The sequence below is a fragment of the Exiguobacterium abrahamii genome (genome assembly GCF_015645365.1).
In the GTDB taxonomy this organism is placed as follows: Bacteria; Bacillota; Bacilli; order Exiguobacteriales; family Exiguobacteriaceae; genus Exiguobacterium_A; species Exiguobacterium_A abrahamii.
Genome location: NZ_JADOYC010000004.1, coordinates 158,423 through 179,909, shown reverse-complemented (window position 1 = coordinate 179,909; position 21,487 = coordinate 158,423). Strand labels below are relative to the sequence as shown.

Below are 21,487 nucleotides of genomic sequence, written 5' to 3'. Positions count from 1 at the left end.
GCTACCGTAACGAATACAATCGACTACCTATTATAACAGAATCTATCACATAAAGATAGAGTGGTTTCTCTTATAATAATGTTTAGGGAAGTCACCATCATAATCGTTGCCATAAGGGCGAGGGAAAGGCGATGTGCCCGGACCGTGCGATGAACGTCATCGCGTGCTCCCACTAGTGATGGGGTATATTCAGTAAATGGTCGCCGGTAATCAAACCAGCCGCAACCACCAAAATGATGAATTCCTTACTATCTATTCGAAACGCAGGTTTACTCGGTCCGATTATTTCGTCAACCGAATACCCGTTTCATTTTTTTCTATTTTTTTATCTTTCAACAGGCGACCGAGCGCTCGTTTGAATGCTGCCTTACTGAGACCGAATACTTCATCGATCGTCTCGGGAGCTGTCTTATCACCATACGGCATCTGACCATCATGTTCAAGTAGATGGTTTAGAATCAACTCCGCGTCTGTATCAATGGCTTCAAAGGCACGTGGTCGTGCTGAAAGTAATACTGTACCATCTGGTTTTACATTTGTCACTCGTAATTTCAAGACTTCTCCAAGACGCGGCCAACGTTCCATCTCGCGTTCATGCAAGAATCCAATCGATTGATCGTTGACCCAGACGTTAACGCCTGGTTCACGTTGTGAGAAGACGAGACCTTCGACGTCCATGTTGTTCCACTCCTCTGGAGCTGGCTTCGCACGTAAGTTGAAGTATGCATAAGGTGCAGGGTCTCCGAGTAACCGAAGCTTCTGATCATGTTTCAGACGAATGAAGAGTTGATCGCCTTCTTCCGGCCAGAACATCCGGCGCTGCGGCAAATCGTCGAGTGAGACGAGAACGTCTTTTTGAATGCCGATGTTCGCGAACACTCCTGTGTTATAACGTGTTCCATTAACCGTCGTTTTGACATAGTCTTCAAATGAAGCTTCTGGAATCGTCATCGATGATGCCAGACGCCCTTCATTATCTTGATACAAGAAGACTTCTACCTCTTCATCGAGGGCTACTTTACGTGTTTGTTCATTGTTATGCAACAACACATCTTCATTTCCATCTGTCAGAAATACTCCGAACTCTGCTTCGCGTTCTACTTTTAATATGACAACCTGTCCTGCGCGTAATCCCATTTCGGGTCATCTCCTCTCTGTATTTGAATCGGTTCCAGTCCTTGTGAATCGTTCTGCTGTTCTTTCCCTACCATACTATACTCTTTTTCCATTCAACTCTGATATCGACACAGCAATGACAGTTGTGACATCTTTGTGAACGAAACACATTTGCGTGATTTTTTTGAAAAAAAGATATATGATTAAATAACAGGAAAAAGAAGGTTTAGTTTAGGTAAATATGGGGGATAAAAATGTTTCATAATATTCAATCGCGTTCGTTCGCACGACGCTTCACGAAAACATTGGTTTTTGCATTTTTTGCGTTCCTTGCTACGATTGGAATCGTCTTCGCAGAAGGATCAAACAGTACGGATATGACACCGAAGACACCAGCGCTTCAGCAAATCGACCGCCCTTAAAATCTACACCTTCCGTGTGGATTTTTTATTTTTTCCGGACATTTACAGGACGATAAAGGAAAATCACGACTTATCTCGAATTGTAATGAACATACCATTATTTTAATTTCGAGGAGGAAACGGACGTGCTCTTCTACTTATTCACGACGATTGCGGGTCTCATCACTACATACTTAAGTTTTGTTACCGGTTATTATACGAGTTCGATCGGTGTGTTCGTCTTTACGCTAGCGATTTGTCTGTCACTATCATCAATTCGCCAGCTGATACGTACGTCCTATCTGACTTACATTGAATACATTCAACATCGCCGTGTCAAAAAACAGTACGAACGGATGAAAAAACGTGAACTTTCTTATCAAGTCTCCTATCCTCAACAAGATTCCAGCACACCACTTGCATTCTCCGCGACAGAACAGCATGATAAGTAAAGAACACGATTTCATCATCTAGGAGGAACAGATTCATTATGAACGAAATCCCTTTATCAAACGGTTGGACACTTCGCTACTCCCCTGTCATCGATTTATGGTTGAAGGAAGATGGCGTACTGCTCGTAGATCACGAAGATAAGGTCCGCTTGACTCTCATTTTGGATGAGGAAACGATGGAAATCAAACAGATCGACAATACGAACGCTACGTTCTCCGTCGATCCAACGACACGTCGCCTTACCTTTGAACTAGGAGAAAGCGAAGAGGAATCTGAACCTCGTTACTGGGAATAATCACGCAGACCGGGTGCGACGCCCGGTCTTTTTTTGTACAATAACATCAGTAATGAAAAAGGAGCTGTCACTTCACCATGATACGTACTGTCATATGGTTCATTTATTTTGGACTTGTCTTACCCTGTACCTTACCGTTTTTACCTAGCGCAAAACGTCGAACGCACCTCGCGCGTTATGCATTCGTCCAGCGTGTAGCAAGCGTCTGGGCAAACTCTCTTCTCCGACTCGCTGGTGTTCGTGTCAACGTGACGGGTCGTGAGCATATCCCGGCAAACGAACCCGTCGTTTTCATCTCGAATCACCAAGGGAACTTCGATGTTCCGATTCTACTTGGAACAATCGATAAACCGAAAGCATTCATCTCAAAAATCGAAGTGAATAAAATCCCGATCGTCAATGTTTGGATGAATCTGATGGGATGTGTCATGATCGATCGAAAAGATCGACGCCAATCACTGAAAGCAATCCGTTCTGGTGTCGAGACGATCAAGGATGGACAATCGATGATCATCTTCCCGGAAGGAACACGCTCCAAAGGCGGTCCAATGGCGGAATTCAAAGCGGGTAGCTTCACACTCGCGACCTCAAGTGGCGCTCGTGTCGTACCTGTCGCAATTTCGGGGAGTTATCGTGTCATGGAGGAGACGGGTAAGATTCGTCCTGCCACGGTCGACGTCACGATCTTACCGTCGATTGATCCGAGTACGATGACACAGAAAGAACTCGTCCAAACAGTCGAACAGCAAATCAAACAGATTGTAGAAGGTGTCTAATATGTTAATGAAAGCAGAAAATCTCAAAAAAGAATTCGCCGATAAAATCGTCTTCGAAGATGTGACATTCTCCGTCTCACCTGGCGACCGGATTGGCATCATCGGCGTCAATGGTACCGGTAAGTCGACTCTCCTGCATATCTTGGCAGGTAAAGAGACGGCAGACGCTGGTACGATGCATCACCCGAATGATTATCGAATCCGCTTGCTATCACAAACGACCGATTATCCGGAAGACCAAACGGTCATGGAAGTACTATTGTCTGGTGATACACCAACAATTAACGCGTTACGTCACTATGAAACGGCGCGTCTAGCACTCGAACAAGATCCGACGAGTGAAACGTTACTCAATCGCTTCATCACAGCTCAGACAGAAGTCGATGCTGCGCAAGCTTGGGACACGGAATCGCGCTTAAAGATGATTTTAAACAAACTCGGTATCCTCGACTTGAACGCGTTGATCGGCTCGCTTTCCGGAGGACAACGCAAGCGCGTCGGACTCGCTGAAGCATTACTTGATGAAGCCGATCTTCTCCTGCTCGATGAGCCGACGAACGAACTCGATGCTGAGACGATCAGCTGGCTTGAGACTCAAATCAAGGAATACCGTGGTGCGATTCTACTGATCACCCACGATCGTTATTTCTTGAATCGTGTGACGAATCATATGATGGAAATCGCGAACGGCACGGCTTATTTCTATGTCGGAAACTACGAATCGTTTCTTGAGAAACGTGCCGAACGTCGTGAACGGACGGCTTCTATGGAAGAAAAACGTCAAAACATCCTCCGTCGGGAACTCGCCTGGTTGCGTCGCGGAGCAAAGGCGCGGACGACGAAACAAAAAGCGCGGATCCAGCGCGTGGATGCTTTACAAGACCTCTCATACGAAGAAGAAGAATCAACACTCGAAGTACAAGTCGGTTCGACCCGTCTTGGTAAAAAAGTCATCGAAGCGCATGATGTCTCGCATCGATTTGGTGAACGGACCCTTTTTGAATCGTTTAACGCTCTGATTGGACGGAAAGAACGGTATGGCATCGTCGGACGAAACGGAAGCGGAAAATCAACACTTCTTTCAATCCTTGCGAAACGCTTAGAACCAACAGCCGGTGAAATCATTCACGGCGAAACGGTGAAGATCGGCTTTTATGGGCAATTTGCCGAATTCACGCATCCCGAACGTCGTGTCATCGATGAGGTCGAACGGATCGCAAAAGTCATCACGACACTCGCTGGTGAGGAGATCACGGCAAGTCAGATGCTCGAACAGTTTCTCTTTAAACCGGAAGCCCAATATAAACAAATCGGTAAGCTGTCCGGCGGCGAAAAACGACGCTTGAAATTGTTGACGATTTTAATGGAAGAACCGAACGTCCTCTTCCTCGATGAGCCGACGAACGACTTGGATACCGAGACGTTATCCGTCCTCGAAGATTATTTAGAATCATTCCCTGGCACTGTCATCACGGTCAGCCACGATCGCTACTTCCTCGACCGGGTCGTCGATCGCTTGATTGCATTTGAAGATGGGAATGTCGTTTTCTATTACGGACAATATACAGACTATCTTGAGCAAATGGCAGCACCCGCTCCCTCAATCGTTGTTGAAAAGACGGTTGAGGTTACCACAGTACCAAAGATAGAGACGCCAAAGAAACTAAGTTATCAGGAACAACAAGATTGGGCAATCATTGAACAACAAATCGAAGAAAGTGAGGCTGAACTGGAGCAATTAGAAGCCGAACTCGCCTCGGCAGGAAGCGATCTCGGTAAAGTCAATGAACTGTATCAAGCCATTGAAAAGACCAAAACAACGCTTGACGAGCGAATGGAATATTGGACGTACCTTTCTGAAAAAATCGAGGCATTTGAAAACTATCGTCAATCCAATCAATAATTTCGATAAGCGGAGTTCTTCATTCAAGAAGAACCCCGCTTTTTTCATGAAATGGGAATCGCCTCTTATTTTCATTTTAAATCTGAAAATAAATGTGAATTCAAACTAAATATCGGGTAATGTTATAGCATATTTCATTTTCAGGGAAGGCTTGCGAAAGGAGGAGTTCCGGTGAAACGGATCGTTCAAAACATCTACTCTACCGTCGCATTCTACTTAGTTGTCACGTACACTCTGCTCTGGCTATTGCCACAAGATCGCTCGTTACAACTTTCAGCGATCATTAGTCTGATCGGTTCTTTCGTCATTTTCCTACTTAGTCAATCGAAGACTTTCAAACAACCTTCCATTCCATATAAATGGTTATCAGTCGCCTTTCTTTCATATTTCCTAGGCGATTTCTTCAATATGATCGGTCGTCTTTTTCAATGGGACGCTGTTAACCTGAACGTTTTACTGGATCTACCTTATACGGTTCATTTAACGATGATGGTCATCTTCTTATTTCGGCAGTTGGATTTGACTTTGTTTCAAAAACAAAAATTATTGATTCTTGATTCTTTAACATTATTCACTGTATCGATGATTGCTGGATACATCGCTATTTTCCGCTTTGTCCCCTCTTATACGCGAACGGTGCTCGAGCAAATCAGTTGGACCTTCTATGCCTTCTTAACGATTCTGTTGACGCTGTTCTTTTTCTTACTTTATGCTTCTGGACTAAAGCGAAACGTATCGAGATTGGGGTTCCTCTTCCTAGTACTCGGAACGTTCGTGCTCGGTATGACGAACTTTATTTTTTATACGTTGTTATTAAACGGTGAACCGCGAATAGCTGGTTTATTGCTTCCGCTATACCCACTCAGCGGACTCTTCATCCTTGCCTTCATGAATACTCGTGCTCTTCCCATTAGTCATGAACAACAAGCAACTCTTATTCGGGTCGAAACACTTACGCGTTCCTTAATGTCGTACATCTTATTATCTGTACTGATTCTCTATATTACATTCTTCCCTGTCTCCCAAACCTTCTTCTCACTTTCCGTCGGCATTACGTTTTTATTATTTTTAACACGACAGCTTTTTTCATATCAGGAAAATCTGCGGTTATTACAGGAAACAACAGCACTACAAACGAATCTAGAAGACATTGTCCATCAAAAGACAGCACTCTTACAGTTACGGGAAAAGGAACTAACATCGCTTTTTCTATCTTATCCAGAAATTGTTCTTGAAATCGATGCTACGTATCAGATTCGATCTGTCAATCCAGCTGCTGTCGAAGCTGGATGGAGCGATTTACCGCTCGGACCGAGCCAACGGCTACAACTCGATCGGCTCATTCCATTGCTTCAACAAGCGCAGCTGATTTATCCCTCTCACTTGCTACATGTACCGGCCACGGAGGAACATCCGGAAATCTTTTTGAATACGACAATCATCGATATCCCAGATCAACAACGCTATTTCGTCATCTTGGCGGATATCACGGAAGATTATCAACAGGAAGTATGGCTAGAACGTATGGGGTACCATGATTCGCTTACGCATTTGCCAAACCGGCGTTACTTCGAGGAACAACTTTATCTGACTCTGCCAACGTTAGAATACGGCTCCTTACTATTCATTGATTTAGACGGTTTCAAACACATCAATGACACTTACGGGCATGATGTTGGTGACCTCGTGTTACAAGAGACGGCGAGCCGCCTTCAATCGATGACGACGTCAACTGATCTCGTTGCACGTCTTGGCGGAGATGAGTTCTTGATCTTCATTCAGGCGTCTGCTTCGGAAACACGCCAGTTTGCCGAACACGTTCTCGAAGTTTTAAATCATCCGTTCTATATTCAGACACATACGCTTCAAGTCACACCATCCATTGGAATTTCCCTATATCCTGAAGATGGTAAAAGTTCAGAACAATTATTGATTCGAGCAGATGAAGCCATGTACCATATTAAGAAGACCGAAAAAAACAATTTTTTGTTCGCTACTCAAATTAAACGTTAGGAGGGAGTCCATGCTTAAATCGAACTATTTCATCCGTTGGTTTCCTGCCATGCTCGTCATCTCTTTTGCTCTAATGATCCTTGCTACATGGACTCCTTCCATCTCTAATCGGATCGTCGAACAAGTACTACAGTATGTCTCTCTTGGATTGATCGCTTACTTTATTCTTATTGCTTATCGTAAGGAACAAGCATTGGTCGTACCCAGACGAAAGTTCTGGTTGCTTGCTTTAGGGTCACTGGCTTTATCCTGTATCGGTTCCGTTCTTGAGACGTTACGTTTCTTCAATCCAGATTTTCCAGTTCCGTCTATTTATAGCCTGATTTTATTTTCAATATCCCATTACGTATTCTTATACGCGATTTTTTACCGAATCATCACAAAACGGACACTCGGACAACACGTGCTCGCTTTCGTCGATGCCGCGATCATCGTCGTGTTCATAGCACTTGTTGCGTTTCATGTCCTCAATGAATTGACGAATCCGGGACTGCAAACTGTTCCTTATGCCATCATCGTCATTACGAATACATCACTCGGTTTATTCGTCTTCTTCTATTTCACGTTCATTCAAGAAACTCATTGGGTATCAAGGATGGCATTATTCTTATTGTTCTTATCCATTTTCATTCGCGGTATCTACGAAGTCTCAAGTGTTTATTTCCCGGACTTCTCAGCAAATTATCTATTGTTTTTCCCGATCTTGATCCGTTTGGCGCAAAGTGCAGCTATTTTATGGCATATTGATCATATTGAAGAAGGAACCACTCGAACGAAGGTCATTCCCCGTTCTTGGCTCCCTCTACTGGCCGTTCCTTTATTCATTCACTATATGGTGGAACAAGAAGGCGGGAAGCTCGATATCTTCATCATTTTAGTTTTACTAATCATTCGACAAATCTTGATTGCTCGTCAGCATAGGTTGATCGTTGCACAATTACACGAACGGAATGAACAACTCGCTTCACGCATCGAACATCGCAAACAACAAATCAAAGATAGTGAACAGCAAGTCATCCCACTCTTTCTCGGTCATCCTGACCCGATGATTCGACTCGATCAATCTGGAACGGCACTATACGCAAATTTAGCTGCCCAACGTCTGTTTCATTTACCCGACATGACGATTGAACATATACCTCGTACGATGCGTCACTTATTAGAAACACTTGAGACAGATATCGATGAGTATGAAGATGAACAACACAGAAAGTATGAGATCATTGATATTCCGATTCAGATTGCTGCCACCTCGATGGGACGTTTCACGATTTTACATGACGTCACTGAACGAAAGCTCCGGCAAAAAAGGATCGAATACCACGCCTACCATGACGCCTTGACAAGTATCGGAAACCGTCGTTCGTTGGAGCGAGATTTTTCAAACCATCTCCTCGATATGAATTATCTTGCGGTAGTCGATTTAGACGGTTTTAAGCAAGTCAATGATACGTATGGTCATGAAGCAGGTGATTACGTCTTGATCGAAGTCGCGAAACGATTGAGCGAGCATACGAATTCTTTAGAACAGGTGTATCGACTTGGTGGAGATGAGTTCGCGATCCTCTTACACGCCGATGATGAACTGTCCTTACGTCGCAAATGTAAATCCTTCTTACACTTTTTAAGACGTCCTTACGTTTATAAAGGACAATCCTTATTCGTTTCTGCAAGCATCGGTGTGACCGCGTGTCATAAGGCTGATCTTGAAACATGCTTAAAGCAAGCTGACCTTGCCATGTATCGCGTGAAACATCGGGATAAAAACGATGTCGCCCTATATCGAGCAGATTCATGAAAAAAACCTAGAATACGTTGACCATAATCGGGTCATGTATTCTAGGTTTTTTTCGATTATTCTTCTGGTCTCGGTGCAATATTGCCTTCTTCGATATCGAGGAGTAAGTCGATCAATTCCGCACAAAATTCTGGATACTGACGAAGCAACGCGTCTTCTCCTACTTCATCCACGAAGTCCGTCAACAAAGCGAGGACTTCTGGTACCAGTGCGCGTGCTACTTTCATATAGGCAATCGCAAAGCGCCATTTCCCAGAAATGTAGAGCAGTTTTCCAATTAACAAATCACCTGATTCGACTTCAATCTCAGACAAATCCGTTTGATACGTCTGTTTTGACATTAAATCAACGACACCATCCGCCTCGACTTGAAACAACGAAGGCATCGGGTCCGCTAATCCACGCAAGGCGCGGTAGAGGCTAGGCGATAACTCTTCTTTGACCTGCTCAAGAAAACGACCGTGCGGCGTTTTTCCTTGATCATCCGTCTCATAGAAGATTGCCCAATCTACGAATAAGTCCCGGAACAATTCAGCATCTTTTAAATACCAACGTCCCTCCGTCGCAATCTCTTCAATGAAAGCGACCCAATCCGTACTACGCGCTGTCGCTGCTTCTTGATACATCTTCTTCAAGGCTGCATTCATTTCCGCTTCAGAAACCGTCGTCGGAAACGGAATTACTTTTCGATCGTTCTTCATTTCGATCGCCCTTTCCGGTGAGGAGTAGCCGGTCGTTTAATCGTCTGAGGTGCTGTGAATTCACGTTTTGGAATGACTTCCCCACGGTAAATTTCCATCGCTTCCATCTCGACGCCCATTTGCTTCGCAAGTGTTTTTAAGTGTTTTAAGTCTTGATCCGTAACAAGAGCAAGTACCATTCCGTTCGCGTTTCCACGTCCCGTCCGACCTGAACGGTGTACGAAATCGTCAAGCGACTCCGGCAAATCATAATGGACGACATGCGTGACTGCTTCGATATCTAACCCACGTGCCGCAAGACCTGTCGTGACGAGTAAAGGAAACTCTCCCTTTTTATAAGAACGCAATGTCTCCATCCGCTCTCGTTTACCCTTTTCAGCGTCTAAAATCCGGTATTTCAATGAGAATTTACTCAACTCGCCATTCAATGGTCCGAGGAAGGAACGGTTATTAATGAATGTCAGTACTTTTGATCCTTGCATGTTCGCCAGACGACGTAACAATTCCGGCTTCTGACGACGTGAAGTCTCCAAATAACCGAATGTCACTTGTGTACTGACGGCACGCTCAACTCGAATCGTCTCAGGGTTGTTTGCAAGCGTCCGTCCCCATTCTGCTGTCCGTTCCGGTAATGTCGCGGAGACGAATGCTAACTGGCGATCGCGTAGTGCACTGTTTGCGATTCGCGTCGCCGAGTCACTCATACCACTCTCATAGATTTGATCCGCTTCGTCCAAGACGATCAATTTCACCTTATGCATCTTTAGCTTCTTCGAATCGATCAACTCAACGAGACGCCCTGGCGTTCCGACGATGATTTGTGGTTTTTTCTTCAATCGTTCATATTGTCGTTTTAATTCAACACCACCAATGAATGCACCGGATTTGATACCACTTCCTTGAGCAAACAATTGAATGACTTGATGAATTTGCATGACGAGTTCCCGTGTTGGTGCCGTGATCACGACTTGCACGTGTGGTTCTTCTACTTCAATCTTTTCTAAAGCTGGAATGACATAAGCAAGCGTCTTCCCTGTTCCTGTCGGCGCTTCAGCCAGTACATCTTTTCCTTCGCGCAACAACGGAATCGCTTGTTCTTGAACAGGCATCAACTCCGTAAAGCGTGCGCGTTCCCATGCTTCCTGTAAAAACGGTTTTGTAAAGTTCATAACGATTTCTCCTACTCTCTTAATTCCATCATGCCGTTACGTATTCGACATGATCTCCTGATGCATCACGGTATCCCCGTAATGTCTGTGTATATTCATTTCCTGCGTCGAGCAATCGAATGTGGAAGCGAATCTCGCCTTCACCGGCTTCTTCTTCTAAAATTTCGAATCCTTGGATGACACGATCCTGTAATTCTGCAGCGAGTGCCGGGTACTCCGCAAGACTCGCATACGTCGCTTTTACGTCAACCGGACGACGAACAAGCGCAATCCAATACGATTCATCATAGCCGATAAAGTCTTCATAATCAAAATCATCTTCAAACCGAATCCAGAATCCATCATTTTCGAATTCCGTGATCATTCCCGTTCGCGTTGAACCATCCGATCCGATTTTCAGCGAGACCCAGTCTCCTGACTGATACTCTCCTTGTTGTGTTAATGATACATACTCCATTTGGCACACCTCCACGTTCTATATTCCCTTTTTCATTGTCAACGATACGTCTTAAAAATACAAGGCACCGTAGCGTGACATTCCTCACAGTTTCAACTGTTCTAGTGAATCTTTTTCAAATCAACTCATACAGTTTCCAAAAAACCTTGAATTAGCAATCTAAATCTGTTTTTTTAAACTATTTTCATATGAATACAGAAATAAAGAAAGCCCGTCATACCAACGTTTGTCCACTTGTTAAAACATTCACATGAACGTAAAGGGAATCAACCCTTCCTTTTGTTACACTATTCACATAAGGAACTGATGATTAGCTCAATATTAAAGGAGTGGTATCCATGTTATTAGAAAAAACGAGTGCTTGGACGAACTTTACGTCTGGTGAATGGGTAAAGACGATCGATGTCGCAGACTTCATCCGACTCAATCGCACGGAATATACAGGAGATGATCACTTTTTAGTCGGTCCGACGCAAGCAACGGAACGTCTCTGGCAACAAATTCTACAGCTGACGAATGAAGAGCGACAACGTGGTGGTGTGTATGCCGTCGATGCTAAAACACCATCAACGATCCTCTCGCATGATGCAGGGTATCTGAATCGCTCACTCGAAAAAATCGTCGGTTTACAGACAGACGAACCGTTTAAACGTTCGATTCATCCGAATGGTGGGATTCGGATGGTGAATGATGCCCTAGCTGCGTATGGCTTTGAAGCAGACGAGACCGTCACGAAAACTTTCAGCGAGTACCGGAAGACACATAACCAAGGGGTTTTCGATGCCTATACCCCTGAGATGCGCGCTGCACGTAAAGCCGGTATTATCACCGGATTACCTGATGCTTATGGTCGCGGACGGATCATCGGTGACTATCGTCGTGTTGCTTTGTACGGAACGGCACGCTTGATCGAAGAACGTAAAAAGGATTTAAAGGCACGTGGCGGGTTCTTATCTGAATCGATGATTCGCGAACGTGAAGAGATGAATGAACAGTTGCGCGCATTAACGGAATTGACCGAGCTTGGAGCTCGCTATGGTTTCGATCTCTCCCGCCCTGCAGAAACAGCACAAGAAGCATTCCAGTGGGTCTATCTTGCCTATCTTGCTGCCATCAAAGAGCAAAACGGGGCAGCCATGTCACTCGGTCGAGTCTCGACGTTCCTTGATATTTATGTCGAACGTGATCTTGCGGCTGGTCGCTTGACGGAAGAGACTGCACAAGAACTCGTCGATCATTTCGTCATGAAGCTTCGGATCGTTAAGTTCTTACGGACACCAGACTACAACGATCTGTTCTCAGGTGATCCGACGTGGGTAACGGAATCAATCGGTGGAATGAGTGAAGATGGACGATCAAACGTCACGAAAAGTTCATTCCGCTTCTTACACACTCTCTCGACACTTGGTCCGGCACCGGAACCGAATCTAACCGTTCTCTGGTCTACTCAGCTTCCACGCGGATTCAAGGAATTCTGTGCGAAGATGTCGATCGTTTCAAGCTCGATTCAATATGAAAACGATGATTTGATGTTACCGGTTTATGGAGATGATTACGGCATCGCTTGTTGTGTCTCCGCGATGAAGATCGGGAAACAGATGCAGTTCTTCGGTGCGCGAGCAAACCTGGCAAAAGCATTACTCTATACGATCAATGGCGGAATGGACGAGAAGCTCAAAATCCAAGTCGCCCCAGCAAGTCCATTGATGCTCGATGAAGTACTCGATTACGAAACTGTAATGGCGGCTTATGATCGTCAACTCGATTGGCTCGCAGAACTGTACGTCAACACACTGAATGTCATTCACTACATGCATGATAAATACAGTTACGAACGGATTGAAATGGCATTACATGATCCAGAAATCTTACGGACGATGGCATGCGGTATCGCTGGTTTATCAGTCGTCGCTGACAGTCTATCCGCCATCCGTTATGCGACAGTTCGTCCAATCCGAGATGCGGATGGGATTGCAGTCGATTTCAAGATCGAAGGCGAGTTTCCGAAGTTCGGGAATAACGATGAACGGGTGGATCAGATGGCGGTCGATCTCGTCACACTGTTCATGGAGAAAATCCGTAAACATCCAACGTATCGCAATGCCCTTCCGACACAGTCTGTCCTGACGATTACTTCAAACGTCGTCTATGGTAAAAAAACAGGAAATACGCCAGATGGACGCCGTGCGGGTGAACCATTCGCACCGGGTGCTAACCCGATGCATGGACGTGATACCCGTGGTGCTGTCGCCGCCTTGACATCTGTCGGAAAATTACCATATGAACATGCGCTCGACGGGATCTCCTACACGTTCTCGATCGTGCCAAAAGCACTTGGTAAGGATGAAGCCACACGCATTCGCAATACAGTCGGATTACTTGACGGATATATGGGTGGTACGACTTCAAAAGGACACCATTTGAATGTCAATGTCTTTGACCGTGAGACGTTACTCGATGCCATGGAGCATCCAGAACAATATCCACAGTTAACGATTCGGGTATCCGGTTATGCCGTCAACTTCATTAAACTGACGCGTGAACAACAGATCGATGTCATCAATCGAACGTTCCACGGTTCTCTCTAAAATGATGTGTAGTATGTGAAAGGAAGTGAGCAGGATGACCTATGGTATGATCCATTCCGTTGAATCATGTGGAACAGTCGATGGTCCTGGCATTCGATTCATCGTCTTTACGCAAGGATGTCCACTACGGTGTCAATACTGTCATAACGTGGATACATGGGAGTTCGGTTGCGGACGGCGTGTCTCAGCTGACGAAGTCGTAAAAGAAGCGATCAGCTATCGCTCCTTTTTCGAGGCAACGGGTGGCGGAATCACCTTCTCTGGAGGTGAACCGCTCGCTCAGCCAGAGTTCTTAGAGGCTGCTTTAACAGAAGCAAAACGCCATGGACTGCATACGGTCATCGATACCGCGGGATCCGTCGTCCCGAAAAACATCGACGCCATTCTCGATGCGACGGATCTGGTACTGCTCGATATCAAACATATCGACGATGCCGCTTGCCGCGTCTTGACTGGACGGAGTAACGCCAATACACTCGCCTTCGCAAAACGACTAGCCGAGCGAAACATTCCCGTCTGGATTCGCCATGTCCTCGTTCCAGGTATTACGATGTCGGAACATTTCCTCCGTCAGACCGGCGAGTTCATCCGGACGCTCGGAAACGTCGAGCGCGTCGAAGTACTCCCGTATCATCAACTCGGTGTCTATAAGTGGGAAAACCTCGGTCTTGCATATCCGTTAACTGATGTACTTCCCCCTTCATCAGAAGAAACGGATACTGCGCAAACACTACTTGAATCGTACTTGTGTTAACGTTTCCATTTTGTTACAATAACGTCATAGACTATGAACAGGAGGTACAACACTGAAATGAAGCAATCACTCGTACACGTCGCTTGATGAATGAAATCATCTCTTTCGCAATGCAGTTGCGGATGTCTGACGCTACGAGTCTGCTCTTTTTCGGTGTGACCAATCTCTGGCCATCACCTTCTTTGGGTTACACTCCGGCACACCATCCGCTCGCTTCGGATGGTGTGTTTTTCATTTCATCTTATCGGAAATGAACACTAAAGGAGCTGCTTTTATGCCTACTGAAACACTTACGATCCAACACCTATCGATGGACTACGACGAACGACGTCTTTTCTCGGACGTTTCTTTTCATATTCATACCGGTGAACATGTCGCCTTGATCGGTCCGAACGGCATCGGAAAAACGACACTGTTACACTTGATCGCTGACCAACTTCAGCCGACTGACGGTTCGATCAAGCGTCATTACAAAAAACTCGGTCTACTATCACAACACTTCGTAGCGGGCGATCACACCGTTCTTGATGTCGTTGAACGAGCAGATCTAGTTCGTTATCAACTTCGCGCTAATGCCATGAATGGTGACTTGACGATCTATCAACAAGCACTCGATCAAGACGCCTTCTCGCTGGAAGCAGATGCAGCACGCGTCTTAAAAGAAGTCAAATTAGAGGAAGCACTCTGGACACACAAAGCATCCAGTTTAAGCGGTGGTGAACAGACGCGCCTCCAACTTGCCTGTCTGCTTCTATCACGACCTGATTTCATCATTCTCGATGAACCGACGAATCATCTGGATCAAGAGACGCTCGAGTGGCTCACGGAATGGGTCAACATGTCACGGACCTCGATTCTCTATGTCTCACACGAACGATTTTTCATTGACGCAACGGCTGATGCCGTCATTGAATTATCCGAATCAGGGGCAACGCGATACAGCGGAAACTATCAGTCCTATAAAGAACAAAAGGAACATCAAGCTCTGTCGCAACAACGAGCGTACGAAAAACAAGAACGCACCCGTAAAGAGCTGACACGCATGATTCAAGGATACCGGCAATGGCATCAAAAAGCCTCGAATCAAGCGAGTGAACGGGATCCGTATGCGAAAAAGAAGGCTGCTAAACATGCGACGAAGGTCAAGGCAAAAGAGCAGCAACTCGAGCGTCTACTCGAGGATCGTGTACAAAAACCACAGGTTGCACCGACTGTTCACGTCACATTCGAACATGAGGCGATTCGTGCGAAACGACTGATTTCGTTTGAACGTGTCTCTTTCATGCATGAGACGAAATCGATCCTAAAGGATGTTTCGTTTACGGTAGAACGTGGTGACCGAATTGCTGTCATCGGACCGAATGGAAGCGGGAAAACGACCTTACTGCGTCTCATCGAGGGCGAATATGCTCCTCATCAAGGGAACGTAATCCGTCATCCTCGATTGAAGACCGGCTATTTTTCACAAGCCCTTTCCCACTTACCGACATCCGGTACGTTGTTAGAGGCATTACTTGAGTACGGCACGATGAGTGAAACGGACGCCCGGACGTTGCTCGCCTGTTTTTTATTCCGTCGCGATGATGTTTACCGGTCGATTTCCGACGCCAGTATGGGTGAGAAATGTCGGATCGCTTTCTTACGTCTGTATTTTTCTGGTGCTCACTTGCTTATTCTCGATGAACCAACGAACTATTTGGACCTTGCGACTCGTGAACAAATCGAAGCCGCCCTCGATGTTTTCCCTGGTGAGCTCCTCTTCGTCTCTCACGATCGTTATTTTACCGATCGGCTGTCGAATCGGACGTTTGATTTAACGACTGGATTCAACGATCATCCGGTCGGAACGGCCACGGTACGAAACGCGCGCCGAAGTGACACTGAAGCGATTCAATCCGACTTACATCGTCTTGATGCGTTGACGGGTAACGTGCCGTTCAATACAGAAACAAATGAATTCCTTTCAAAAGAATAACGAGAAAAAAGCATCTGCATAGAAAAAGAGACTCCTTTTTCCGTTGCAGATGCTTTTTATATTTCAGTCGTATTATCGCTTTTGATACTTCACTTTCGTATGCGCTTGGGTCTGCTTGTGGATTTTTTTCCACTTTTCTTTCTCCGCCGCCTGCAACGCCACATTTTGCTTGCGTTCCGCATAAGCGATTTCTCGTTTTAGCTTGACGAAGCTATTCCAGCGCTCAGCAGTTAGTGTGCCATCTTCTAAAGCTTTCCGAACGGCACAGCCCGGTTCCTTATCATGTTCACAGTCTCGGAAACGACAGTTTTCAGCAAGCTCCTCAATATCGGAAAACGTCGACGATAAACCGTCACTTCCATCCCATAAGGCCAATTCTCGCATCCCCGGTGTATCAACGAGCAGTAGACCGTTCGATAGTCGTTTCAGTTCGCGATGCGTCGTCGTGTGACGTCCACGTTCATCGTCTTCTCGTACGCCACCCGTCTCCATTAACTGTTCTCCAGCTAAAGCATTGACGAGCGTCGACTTCCCAACGCCGGACGATCCGACTAACACGATCGTCTGCTTGATTTGTAACTGTTCACGCAACTCCTCTAATCCGTCGCCGGTCAAAGAATCAACGGCAAGGATTGGTGTTCCGAACGCGATCGCTTCGACAGCCTGCAGTTCCGTTTCAATCGACGGCATCAGACTTTTTTTCGTCAGGACGATGATTGGTGTCACCCCTGCATCCCAAGCAACCGTTAAATAACGTTCCAGTCGACGGACGTTGAAGTCATGTCCAAAAGCCATGACGAGCAAGGCAACGTCGACATTCGCACAGATGATTTGTTCCTCAGTCTCCGTTCCTGCCGCTTTTCGGGAAAATTGAGAAGATCGTGGTAAGACACGTTCGATTCGTCCTTTGCCTGGCTCTCGCTCTGTTTGGATGATCCAGTCACCAACCGCTGGCAATTCAGCTTTCGTTCCCGATTGAAAACGCAATTTACCAGACAGTTCGCTCAGCGATTCTCCTGTTTCCGTCATGACGCGATAATGTGTTTGATAGACGGCTGTAATCCGTCCTAATCGTTCTGTTCCTGTCATTTCGTAGACAGGTGGTGTACCCCATTCGTTCAAATGGTTTCCTCCTCTGATTTAAGGGAGGGAAACCCCTCCCTGGTTTCCGACACATGTTACTTGGTTTACGTTGATTGTGGCACTCATCAACATCACTCCTCTCGATTCGATTCCCTTATAGAGTATCACATGAATCATTGGTGCTGATAGCGCTTCCCTCAAAGTCAGACCTTCTCTCCGCCTTAAGCCCGAGAGCAAATACGGTCCAAAGAGTGTCGTAGGAATAGAAGGACTCCCGTATCATAAAGGTATCAACACAAGGGAGGCTTCCTCATGAAGCAATCGAAAGGAAAACAACTGGTGATGATTCTCGCCGGACTGGCGTTACTTGCCGTCGTCATCGGAACATTACCGCATATGATCGGACTTGGTTTAGGGGCGTTACTCGCGTTCTATTCGATCAGTAAGTTCATGCAGTCGAACAAATGGCCAGCGAAACTCGGCTTCGGATTCCTAGCAGCCATCGGAATCGGACTTGCCCTCTCGAACATCTGGGCAGTCATCGGAATCGCAGCAGCCATCGCATTGTACGTCGGTTACATGCGTATGAAACTACAGCGTGTCAATGTTCAAGATCTCTTTAACCGTCGCCGTACATCAACGACACATTTCGAAGCAGACTGGAAAGACTTAGACGAAAAACGTTTCTAATCAAAATGTGTGACCCGATATCATTCGCCACTTCCAAGGAGGAATTTTTTCATGAAAAACGTATTTGATCAACTTAACGATTTTGCGACACAAATGATGACAGAAGTCAAAAAAGCAGCCGAACAGGGTGAAGTACCTGCTAAAAAGCTCGTTCGTCATATTCGATCTACAGAAGCTGATTTAAAAGAGATTGATCGACTTCTCGAGCGTCAACGGACATTACTGCAAGAATTAACGCATAAACAAGAAGAAGCGAAGGATTTAGCAGATAAACGCTTCAAGCAAGTCGAAATCGCAAACGAAGCCGGTGAACAACAACTGGCTGAGCGCGCAGCCATCGAATCGAAGCATTATGGGGAGCAATACCGCTTCTTCGAAGAACTCGTCGCTGAGACGAAACGCGAGCTGAATGAATTGGAACGTGAAGCCCTCGAGTTGAAGTTGAAGCTCGAAGATCTACAAAACAAACGGTACGAATGGATGATGCGCGAAAACGTCTCGAACTTAAAAAACAAGATGAACCAGGTGCTAGATCGCGAACCAAATGCTACTATAAAAGAAGAAGCACATCCGTTCACGGCGGAAGAGCCTGAAGCAAAACAACCAGCCGTTGATGAAGATGATATCGATGCGCGTATCGCTGAACTCGAACGCCGCATTCACCAATAAGCAATTAATGATGAAGGAGGCGTATGCCTCCCTTTGTCATGTTAGAAAGGAGATTGATCGTGCGACGATTAAGTACGAAACAACTGGTCGGTTACGTATCGATCCTGTTCGCCCTCGGTCTGTTCTATGACCTATTGTCCGGTGCAGGAAATGTCTTGTTTGGTGTCTTATTTCCGTTCCTGCTGTATTATGTCGGGATTCATTTCCGACGACGTAATCATGAAAAATTAGCAATCCTCTTTTACATCGTCGGTACGATCATTCTTGCTGGCGTCGTCCTTAGTTCGGCTGCCATCGGTTTTGTCATTGCTGGTATCTTGCTCTATCTTGGGATCATTCTCGTGACACGACATTCTGTCCGCGAATTTTTATTCTCACGGATTGCTCCGCATCAATATGAAGAGGAAGGGATCAAGATTCAACCCGCTTACTCCTTCTCGACTCAAGCCGATGCACCGTACGTCTTACAGGATTTGAGTGAACAGTTCATCGTCAAGGATTTAGAAATCGATTTGACGCATGCTTACGTCCCGGAAGGTGAGACCTTGATCGTCGTCAGTGGTGTCGTCGGGGACGTCCGAATTCTTTTACCGTCCGGCTACGACTATACACTCGACACATCAATCGGCTTCGGAAGCGTCAAGACGGACATCCGCCGGATTCCGACCTTCTTTAATCGACGCATTCAATTCCGGGCACCGGAATACGGTGAAGCGACGCGGAAGGTTCGCATTCATGTCATGCTCGGTATTGGCAACGTGGAGGTGTCTTCGATATGAAGCGTGATCAATTCCCGCTTGGTGTCATTGCACTCCAAGTCATGACGGGCTTTTTGACTGCCGTCATGACGACGTTGTTATTCTTAAGTACACGACAAGTCGATTGGCATGTCCTATTCGTCCGTCAACAAGATTTCCCTGTCCTTCTACTCGTCATCGGACTCTCGTTATTACTACCGCTTGCCATCGGTAGCATGCATTACTTTTTCTTGCGACGTGACTTCAAACGTGTCACGACTGCCATCATTGAACTCGAGCAAGGAAAAGATGTGACGATCGTTCCGGGTCCCTACTTTCATACGTTGACGCGCTTGTCGCGGATTGGAAAACGTATCGACGAACAAGTCGAGACCGTCCAAAAAATCAGTACACGTCCGCAACACGTTGAACAAGTAAGAGTTCAAGCCGTCACGGAAGAACGAAAGCGACTCGCACGTGATTTACACGACTCCGTTTCACAACAGCTCTATGCTATCTCGATGATGACGACAGCAGCTAAACAGACGATTCTGTCTCAACCTGAAGCTGCTGCCAAACAGATTGAGATGGTCGAGACGATGGCGCAAACGGCGCAATCTGAAATGCGCTCCCTTTTACTTCAGCTTCGCCCTGTCGAACTCGAAGGAATGACGTTACAACAAGGACTTTCGCAACTGCTCGAAGAATTATCTAGAAAGCAGTCCACACAATTGAGTTGGAAGTTAGAAGAGATGTCACTTCCACGACAAATTGAAAACGAGTTATTCCGAATCGTCCAAGAAGGATTGACGAATGCATTACGTCACGCGAAAGCGTCTCATATGGATATCGAACTCCGACAATTCAACGAAACGATCATTCTGAGCATGAATGATGATGGTGTTGGATTCGTCGTTGATGAAAAAAAACTTGCCTCTTATGGCATTAATTCGATGCGGGAACGAACGGCTGAGATGGGCGGAACGATTCGTCTCGTCAGCGTTCCGGGACAAGGAACCCAAATCGAAGTCAAACTTAGAAAAGATCGGATGGTGCAAGCATGATACGCGTATTATTAGTAGATGATCACGAGATGGTCCGGGCCGGTGTGTCTGCTTTCCTTTCCACACAACCAGACATCGAGGTCGTCGCCGAAGCGTCGGATGGTCAAGCAGGAGCACTGCTTGCGCTTGAACACCGACCGGATGTCATCTTGATGGATTTAGTGATGGAGCCAGTCGATGGCGTCGAAGGAACGCGACTGATCCGTAAAGACTGGCCGGAAGCAAAGATTCTCGTCGTGACGAGTTTTCTTGATGATGAGAAAGTCTATCCTGTCATTGAAGCCGGTGCGATGAGTTATGTCTTAAAAACGGCTAGCGCCTTTGACATCGCAGAAGCGATTCGCAAGACGGCAAACGGTCAATCCGTCATGGCAGCACAAGTGACTGGTAAAATGATGGAACGTCTTCGTCGTCCTACGACACACTTACATGATGATTTGACGGAACGTGAGCAGGAAGTTCTTCAATTGATGGCTCGTGGTATGGCGAACCAAGAAATCGCAGACGAATTATTCATTTCCTTAAAAACCGTTAAGACACACGTCTCGAACATCTTATCGAAACTCGATGTCGTAGACCGTACACAAGCTGTCGTCTATGCCTTCAAGCATAATCTCGTCAAATAAGATTTAGCCCTTCATTACTTATTCCTTAAGCTCACGCAAAAGTCAGTCTCTACAAAGATAAGGGAGGCAGATTGATGATCTGCCTCCCTTACCTCGTAATAAAAAGAATGACGCGTCACACGCTCTCCTACAGGAAAAAACGCTTTTATGCGTTGTCAGAGACGAACAAGACCCGCTTTCCCGCTTAAATGAAGCAGGAAAACTGGCTTGTGTCTCGCC

At 46.0% G+C, this 21,487-nt stretch carries 21 protein-coding genes; 16 read left to right on the top strand and 5 right to left on the bottom strand.

Annotated elements, in window-relative coordinates; translation table 11 throughout:
- Positions 1-282 precede the first annotated feature (282 nt).
- Positions 283-1,137, bottom strand: coding sequence for a CvfB family protein (locus tag ITJ88_RS12940; protein WP_195865928.1), 855 nt, complete (start codon positions 1,135-1,137; stop codon positions 283-285).
- 233 nt (positions 1,138-1,370) lie between these two features.
- Here ITJ88_RS12940 and ITJ88_RS12935 point away from each other — a divergent pair, with 233 nt between their 5' ends.
- The 7 genes from ITJ88_RS12935 to ITJ88_RS12905 all read left to right on the top strand — a co-directional run bounded on the left by ITJ88_RS12935 (position 1,371) and on the right by ITJ88_RS12905 (position 8,755).
- The gene (locus ITJ88_RS12935; protein ID WP_023467274.1) at positions 1,371-1,538 is read left to right on the top strand and encodes a hypothetical protein; all 168 of its coding nucleotides are present in this window, start codon (positions 1,371-1,373) and stop codon (positions 1,536-1,538) included.
- 125 nt (positions 1,539-1,663) lie between these two features.
- On the top strand, positions 1,664-1,969 hold the full coding sequence (locus tag ITJ88_RS12930; protein WP_195865927.1) for a hypothetical protein: 306 nt from the start codon (positions 1,664-1,666) through the stop codon (positions 1,967-1,969).
- Positions 1,970-2,007: 38 nt separating this feature from the next.
- The gene (locus tag ITJ88_RS12925; protein WP_023467272.1) at positions 2,008-2,265 is read left to right on the top strand and encodes a hypothetical protein; all 258 of its coding nucleotides are present in this window, start codon (positions 2,008-2,010) and stop codon (positions 2,263-2,265) included.
- A gap of 77 nt (positions 2,266-2,342) precedes the next feature.
- Positions 2,343-3,041, top strand: coding sequence for a lysophospholipid acyltransferase family protein (locus ITJ88_RS12920; protein WP_195865926.1), 699 nt, complete (start codon positions 2,343-2,345; stop codon positions 3,039-3,041).
- A 1-nt stretch (position 3,042) separates the two neighbouring features.
- On the top strand, positions 3,043-4,944 hold the full coding sequence (locus ITJ88_RS12915) for an ABC-F family ATP-binding cassette domain-containing protein (RefSeq protein ID WP_195865925.1): 1,902 nt from the start codon (positions 3,043-3,045) through the stop codon (positions 4,942-4,944).
- Positions 4,945-5,115: 171 nt separating this feature from the next.
- Positions 5,116-6,957 carry a diguanylate cyclase domain-containing protein gene (locus tag ITJ88_RS16470; protein ID WP_195865924.1) on the top strand — a complete coding sequence of 614 codons (1,842 nt, stop codon included), beginning with the start codon at positions 5,116-5,118 and terminating at the stop codon, positions 6,955-6,957.
- Positions 6,958-6,967: 10 nt separating this feature from the next.
- A complete protein-coding gene (locus tag ITJ88_RS12905) occupies positions 6,968-8,755 on the top strand; it encodes a GGDEF domain-containing protein (RefSeq protein ID WP_195865923.1) in 1,788 nt (595 codons plus the stop codon).
- A gap of 56 nt (positions 8,756-8,811) precedes the next feature.
- On the opposite strand, the gene ITJ88_RS12900 is transcribed toward ITJ88_RS12905, so the two are convergent.
- From ITJ88_RS12900 to ITJ88_RS12890, 3 genes are read right to left on the bottom strand one after another with little or no spacing between them, the layout of a single operon-like run.
- Positions 8,812-9,456 (bottom strand): hypothetical protein, encoded by a 645-nt coding sequence (locus ITJ88_RS12900; RefSeq protein WP_195865922.1) that lies wholly within the window; start codon positions 9,454-9,456, stop codon positions 8,812-8,814.
- Positions 9,453-10,625 carry a DEAD/DEAH box helicase gene (locus ITJ88_RS12895; RefSeq protein WP_023467266.1) on the bottom strand — a complete coding sequence of 391 codons (1,173 nt, stop codon included), beginning with the start codon at positions 10,623-10,625 and terminating at the stop codon, positions 9,453-9,455. Before ITJ88_RS12895 ends, ITJ88_RS12900 begins: the two co-directional genes overlap by 4 nt.
- A 28-nt stretch (positions 10,626-10,653) precedes the next feature.
- Positions 10,654-11,082 (bottom strand): hypothetical protein, encoded by a 429-nt coding sequence (locus ITJ88_RS12890; protein ID WP_058704982.1) that lies wholly within the window; start codon positions 11,080-11,082, stop codon positions 10,654-10,656.
- Between the two features lie 338 nt (positions 11,083-11,420).
- Here ITJ88_RS12890 and pflB point away from each other — a divergent pair, with 338 nt between their 5' ends.
- The 4 genes from pflB (at position 11,421) to abc-f (ending at position 16,399) form a co-directional block, all read left to right on the top strand.
- Positions 11,421-13,670, top strand: a complete 2,250-nt coding sequence (gene pflB, locus ITJ88_RS12885; protein ID WP_195865921.1) for a formate C-acetyltransferase — start codon at positions 11,421-11,423, stop codon at positions 13,668-13,670.
- A 34-nt stretch (positions 13,671-13,704) separates the two neighbouring features.
- Positions 13,705-14,424, top strand: a complete 720-nt coding sequence (pflA, locus tag ITJ88_RS12880) for a pyruvate formate-lyase-activating protein (RefSeq protein ID WP_023467263.1) — start codon at positions 13,705-13,707, stop codon at positions 14,422-14,424.
- A gap of 86 nt (positions 14,425-14,510) precedes the next feature.
- The gene (locus tag ITJ88_RS12875; protein WP_195865920.1) at positions 14,511-14,678 is read left to right on the top strand and encodes a hypothetical protein; all 168 of its coding nucleotides are present in this window, start codon (positions 14,511-14,513) and stop codon (positions 14,676-14,678) included.
- A 20-nt stretch (positions 14,679-14,698) separates the two neighbouring features.
- Positions 14,699-16,399 (top strand): ribosomal protection-like ABC-F family protein, encoded by a 1,701-nt coding sequence (gene abc-f / locus ITJ88_RS12870; protein ID WP_195865919.1) that lies wholly within the window; start codon positions 14,699-14,701, stop codon positions 16,397-16,399.
- 72 nt (positions 16,400-16,471) lie between these two features.
- Here abc-f and rsgA read toward each other — a convergent pair whose 3' ends face one another.
- The gene (rsgA, locus tag ITJ88_RS12865) at positions 16,472-17,488 is read right to left on the bottom strand and encodes a ribosome small subunit-dependent GTPase A (RefSeq protein ID WP_195865957.1); all 1,017 of its coding nucleotides are present in this window, start codon (positions 17,486-17,488) and stop codon (positions 16,472-16,474) included.
- Positions 17,489-17,794: 306 nt separating this feature from the next.
- Between rsgA and ITJ88_RS12860 the strand changes: the two genes are divergently transcribed.
- From ITJ88_RS12860 to ITJ88_RS12840, 5 genes are read left to right on the top strand one after another with little or no spacing between them, the layout of a single operon-like run.
- Positions 17,795-18,172, top strand: a complete 378-nt coding sequence (locus ITJ88_RS12860; protein ID WP_023467260.1) for a lmo0954 family membrane protein — start codon at positions 17,795-17,797, stop codon at positions 18,170-18,172.
- Positions 18,173-18,223: 51 nt separating this feature from the next.
- On the top strand, positions 18,224-18,841 hold the full coding sequence (locus tag ITJ88_RS12855) for a PspA/IM30 family protein (protein ID WP_029340865.1): 618 nt from the start codon (positions 18,224-18,226) through the stop codon (positions 18,839-18,841).
- 59 nt (positions 18,842-18,900) lie between these two features.
- Positions 18,901-19,620 (top strand): cell wall-active antibiotics response protein LiaF, encoded by a 720-nt coding sequence (liaF, locus tag ITJ88_RS12850; protein ID WP_029340864.1) that lies wholly within the window; start codon positions 18,901-18,903, stop codon positions 19,618-19,620.
- Positions 19,617-20,642: a sensor histidine kinase gene (locus tag ITJ88_RS12845; RefSeq protein ID WP_195865918.1), complete on the top strand. Its 1,026-nt coding sequence runs from the start codon at positions 19,617-19,619 to the stop codon at positions 20,640-20,642. The genes liaF and ITJ88_RS12845 overlap by 4 nt, the downstream gene beginning before the upstream one ends.
- Positions 20,639-21,268, top strand: coding sequence for a response regulator (locus tag ITJ88_RS12840; RefSeq protein ID WP_023467256.1), 630 nt, complete (start codon positions 20,639-20,641; stop codon positions 21,266-21,268). The genes ITJ88_RS12845 and ITJ88_RS12840 overlap by 4 nt, the downstream gene beginning before the upstream one ends.
- The last annotated feature ends 219 nt before the right edge of the window (positions 21,269-21,487 follow it).

What these genes read in the sequence shown, in the direction of transcription:
- ITJ88_RS12940 (WP_195865928.1), bottom strand. Translation starts at nt 1,137, where the DNA reads ATGGGATTACGCGCAGGACAGGTTGTCATATTAAAAGTAGAACGCGAA.
- ITJ88_RS12935 (WP_023467274.1), top strand. Translation starts at nt 1,371, where the DNA reads ATGTTTCATAATATTCAATCGCGTTCGTTCGCACGACGCTTCACGAAA.
- ITJ88_RS12925 (WP_023467272.1), top strand. Translation starts at nt 2,008, where the DNA reads ATGAACGAAATCCCTTTATCAAACGGTTGGACACTTCGCTACTCCCCT.
- ITJ88_RS12920 (WP_195865926.1), top strand. Translation starts at nt 2,343, where the DNA reads ATGATACGTACTGTCATATGGTTCATTTATTTTGGACTTGTCTTACCC.
- ITJ88_RS12915 (WP_195865925.1), top strand. Translation starts at nt 3,043, where the DNA reads ATGTTAATGAAAGCAGAAAATCTCAAAAAAGAATTCGCCGATAAAATC.
- ITJ88_RS12905 (WP_195865923.1), top strand. Translation starts at nt 6,968, where the DNA reads ATGCTTAAATCGAACTATTTCATCCGTTGGTTTCCTGCCATGCTCGTC.
- ITJ88_RS12900 (WP_195865922.1), bottom strand. Translation starts at nt 9,456, where the DNA reads ATGAAGAACGATCGAAAAGTAATTCCGTTTCCGACGACGGTTTCTGAA.
- ITJ88_RS12895 (WP_023467266.1), bottom strand. Translation starts at nt 10,625, where the DNA reads ATGAACTTTACAAAACCGTTTTTACAGGAAGCATGGGAACGCGCACGC.
- ITJ88_RS12890 (WP_058704982.1), bottom strand. Translation starts at nt 11,082, where the DNA reads ATGGAGTATGTATCATTAACACAACAAGGAGAGTATCAGTCAGGAGAC.
- pflB (WP_195865921.1), top strand. Translation starts at nt 11,421, where the DNA reads ATGTTATTAGAAAAAACGAGTGCTTGGACGAACTTTACGTCTGGTGAA.
- pflA (WP_023467263.1), top strand. Translation starts at nt 13,705, where the DNA reads ATGACCTATGGTATGATCCATTCCGTTGAATCATGTGGAACAGTCGAT.
- ITJ88_RS12875 (WP_195865920.1), top strand. Translation starts at nt 14,511, where the DNA reads ATGAATGAAATCATCTCTTTCGCAATGCAGTTGCGGATGTCTGACGCT.
- abc-f (WP_195865919.1), top strand. Translation starts at nt 14,699, where the DNA reads ATGCCTACTGAAACACTTACGATCCAACACCTATCGATGGACTACGAC.
- rsgA (WP_195865957.1), bottom strand. Translation starts at nt 17,488, where the DNA reads ATGACAGGAACAGAACGATTAGGACGGATTACAGCCGTCTATCAAACA.
- ITJ88_RS12860 (WP_023467260.1), top strand. Translation starts at nt 17,795, where the DNA reads ATGAAGCAATCGAAAGGAAAACAACTGGTGATGATTCTCGCCGGACTG.
- ITJ88_RS12855 (WP_029340865.1), top strand. Translation starts at nt 18,224, where the DNA reads ATGAAAAACGTATTTGATCAACTTAACGATTTTGCGACACAAATGATG.
- ITJ88_RS12845 (WP_195865918.1), top strand. Translation starts at nt 19,617, where the DNA reads ATGAAGCGTGATCAATTCCCGCTTGGTGTCATTGCACTCCAAGTCATG.
- ITJ88_RS12840 (WP_023467256.1), top strand. Translation starts at nt 20,639, where the DNA reads ATGATACGCGTATTATTAGTAGATGATCACGAGATGGTCCGGGCCGGT.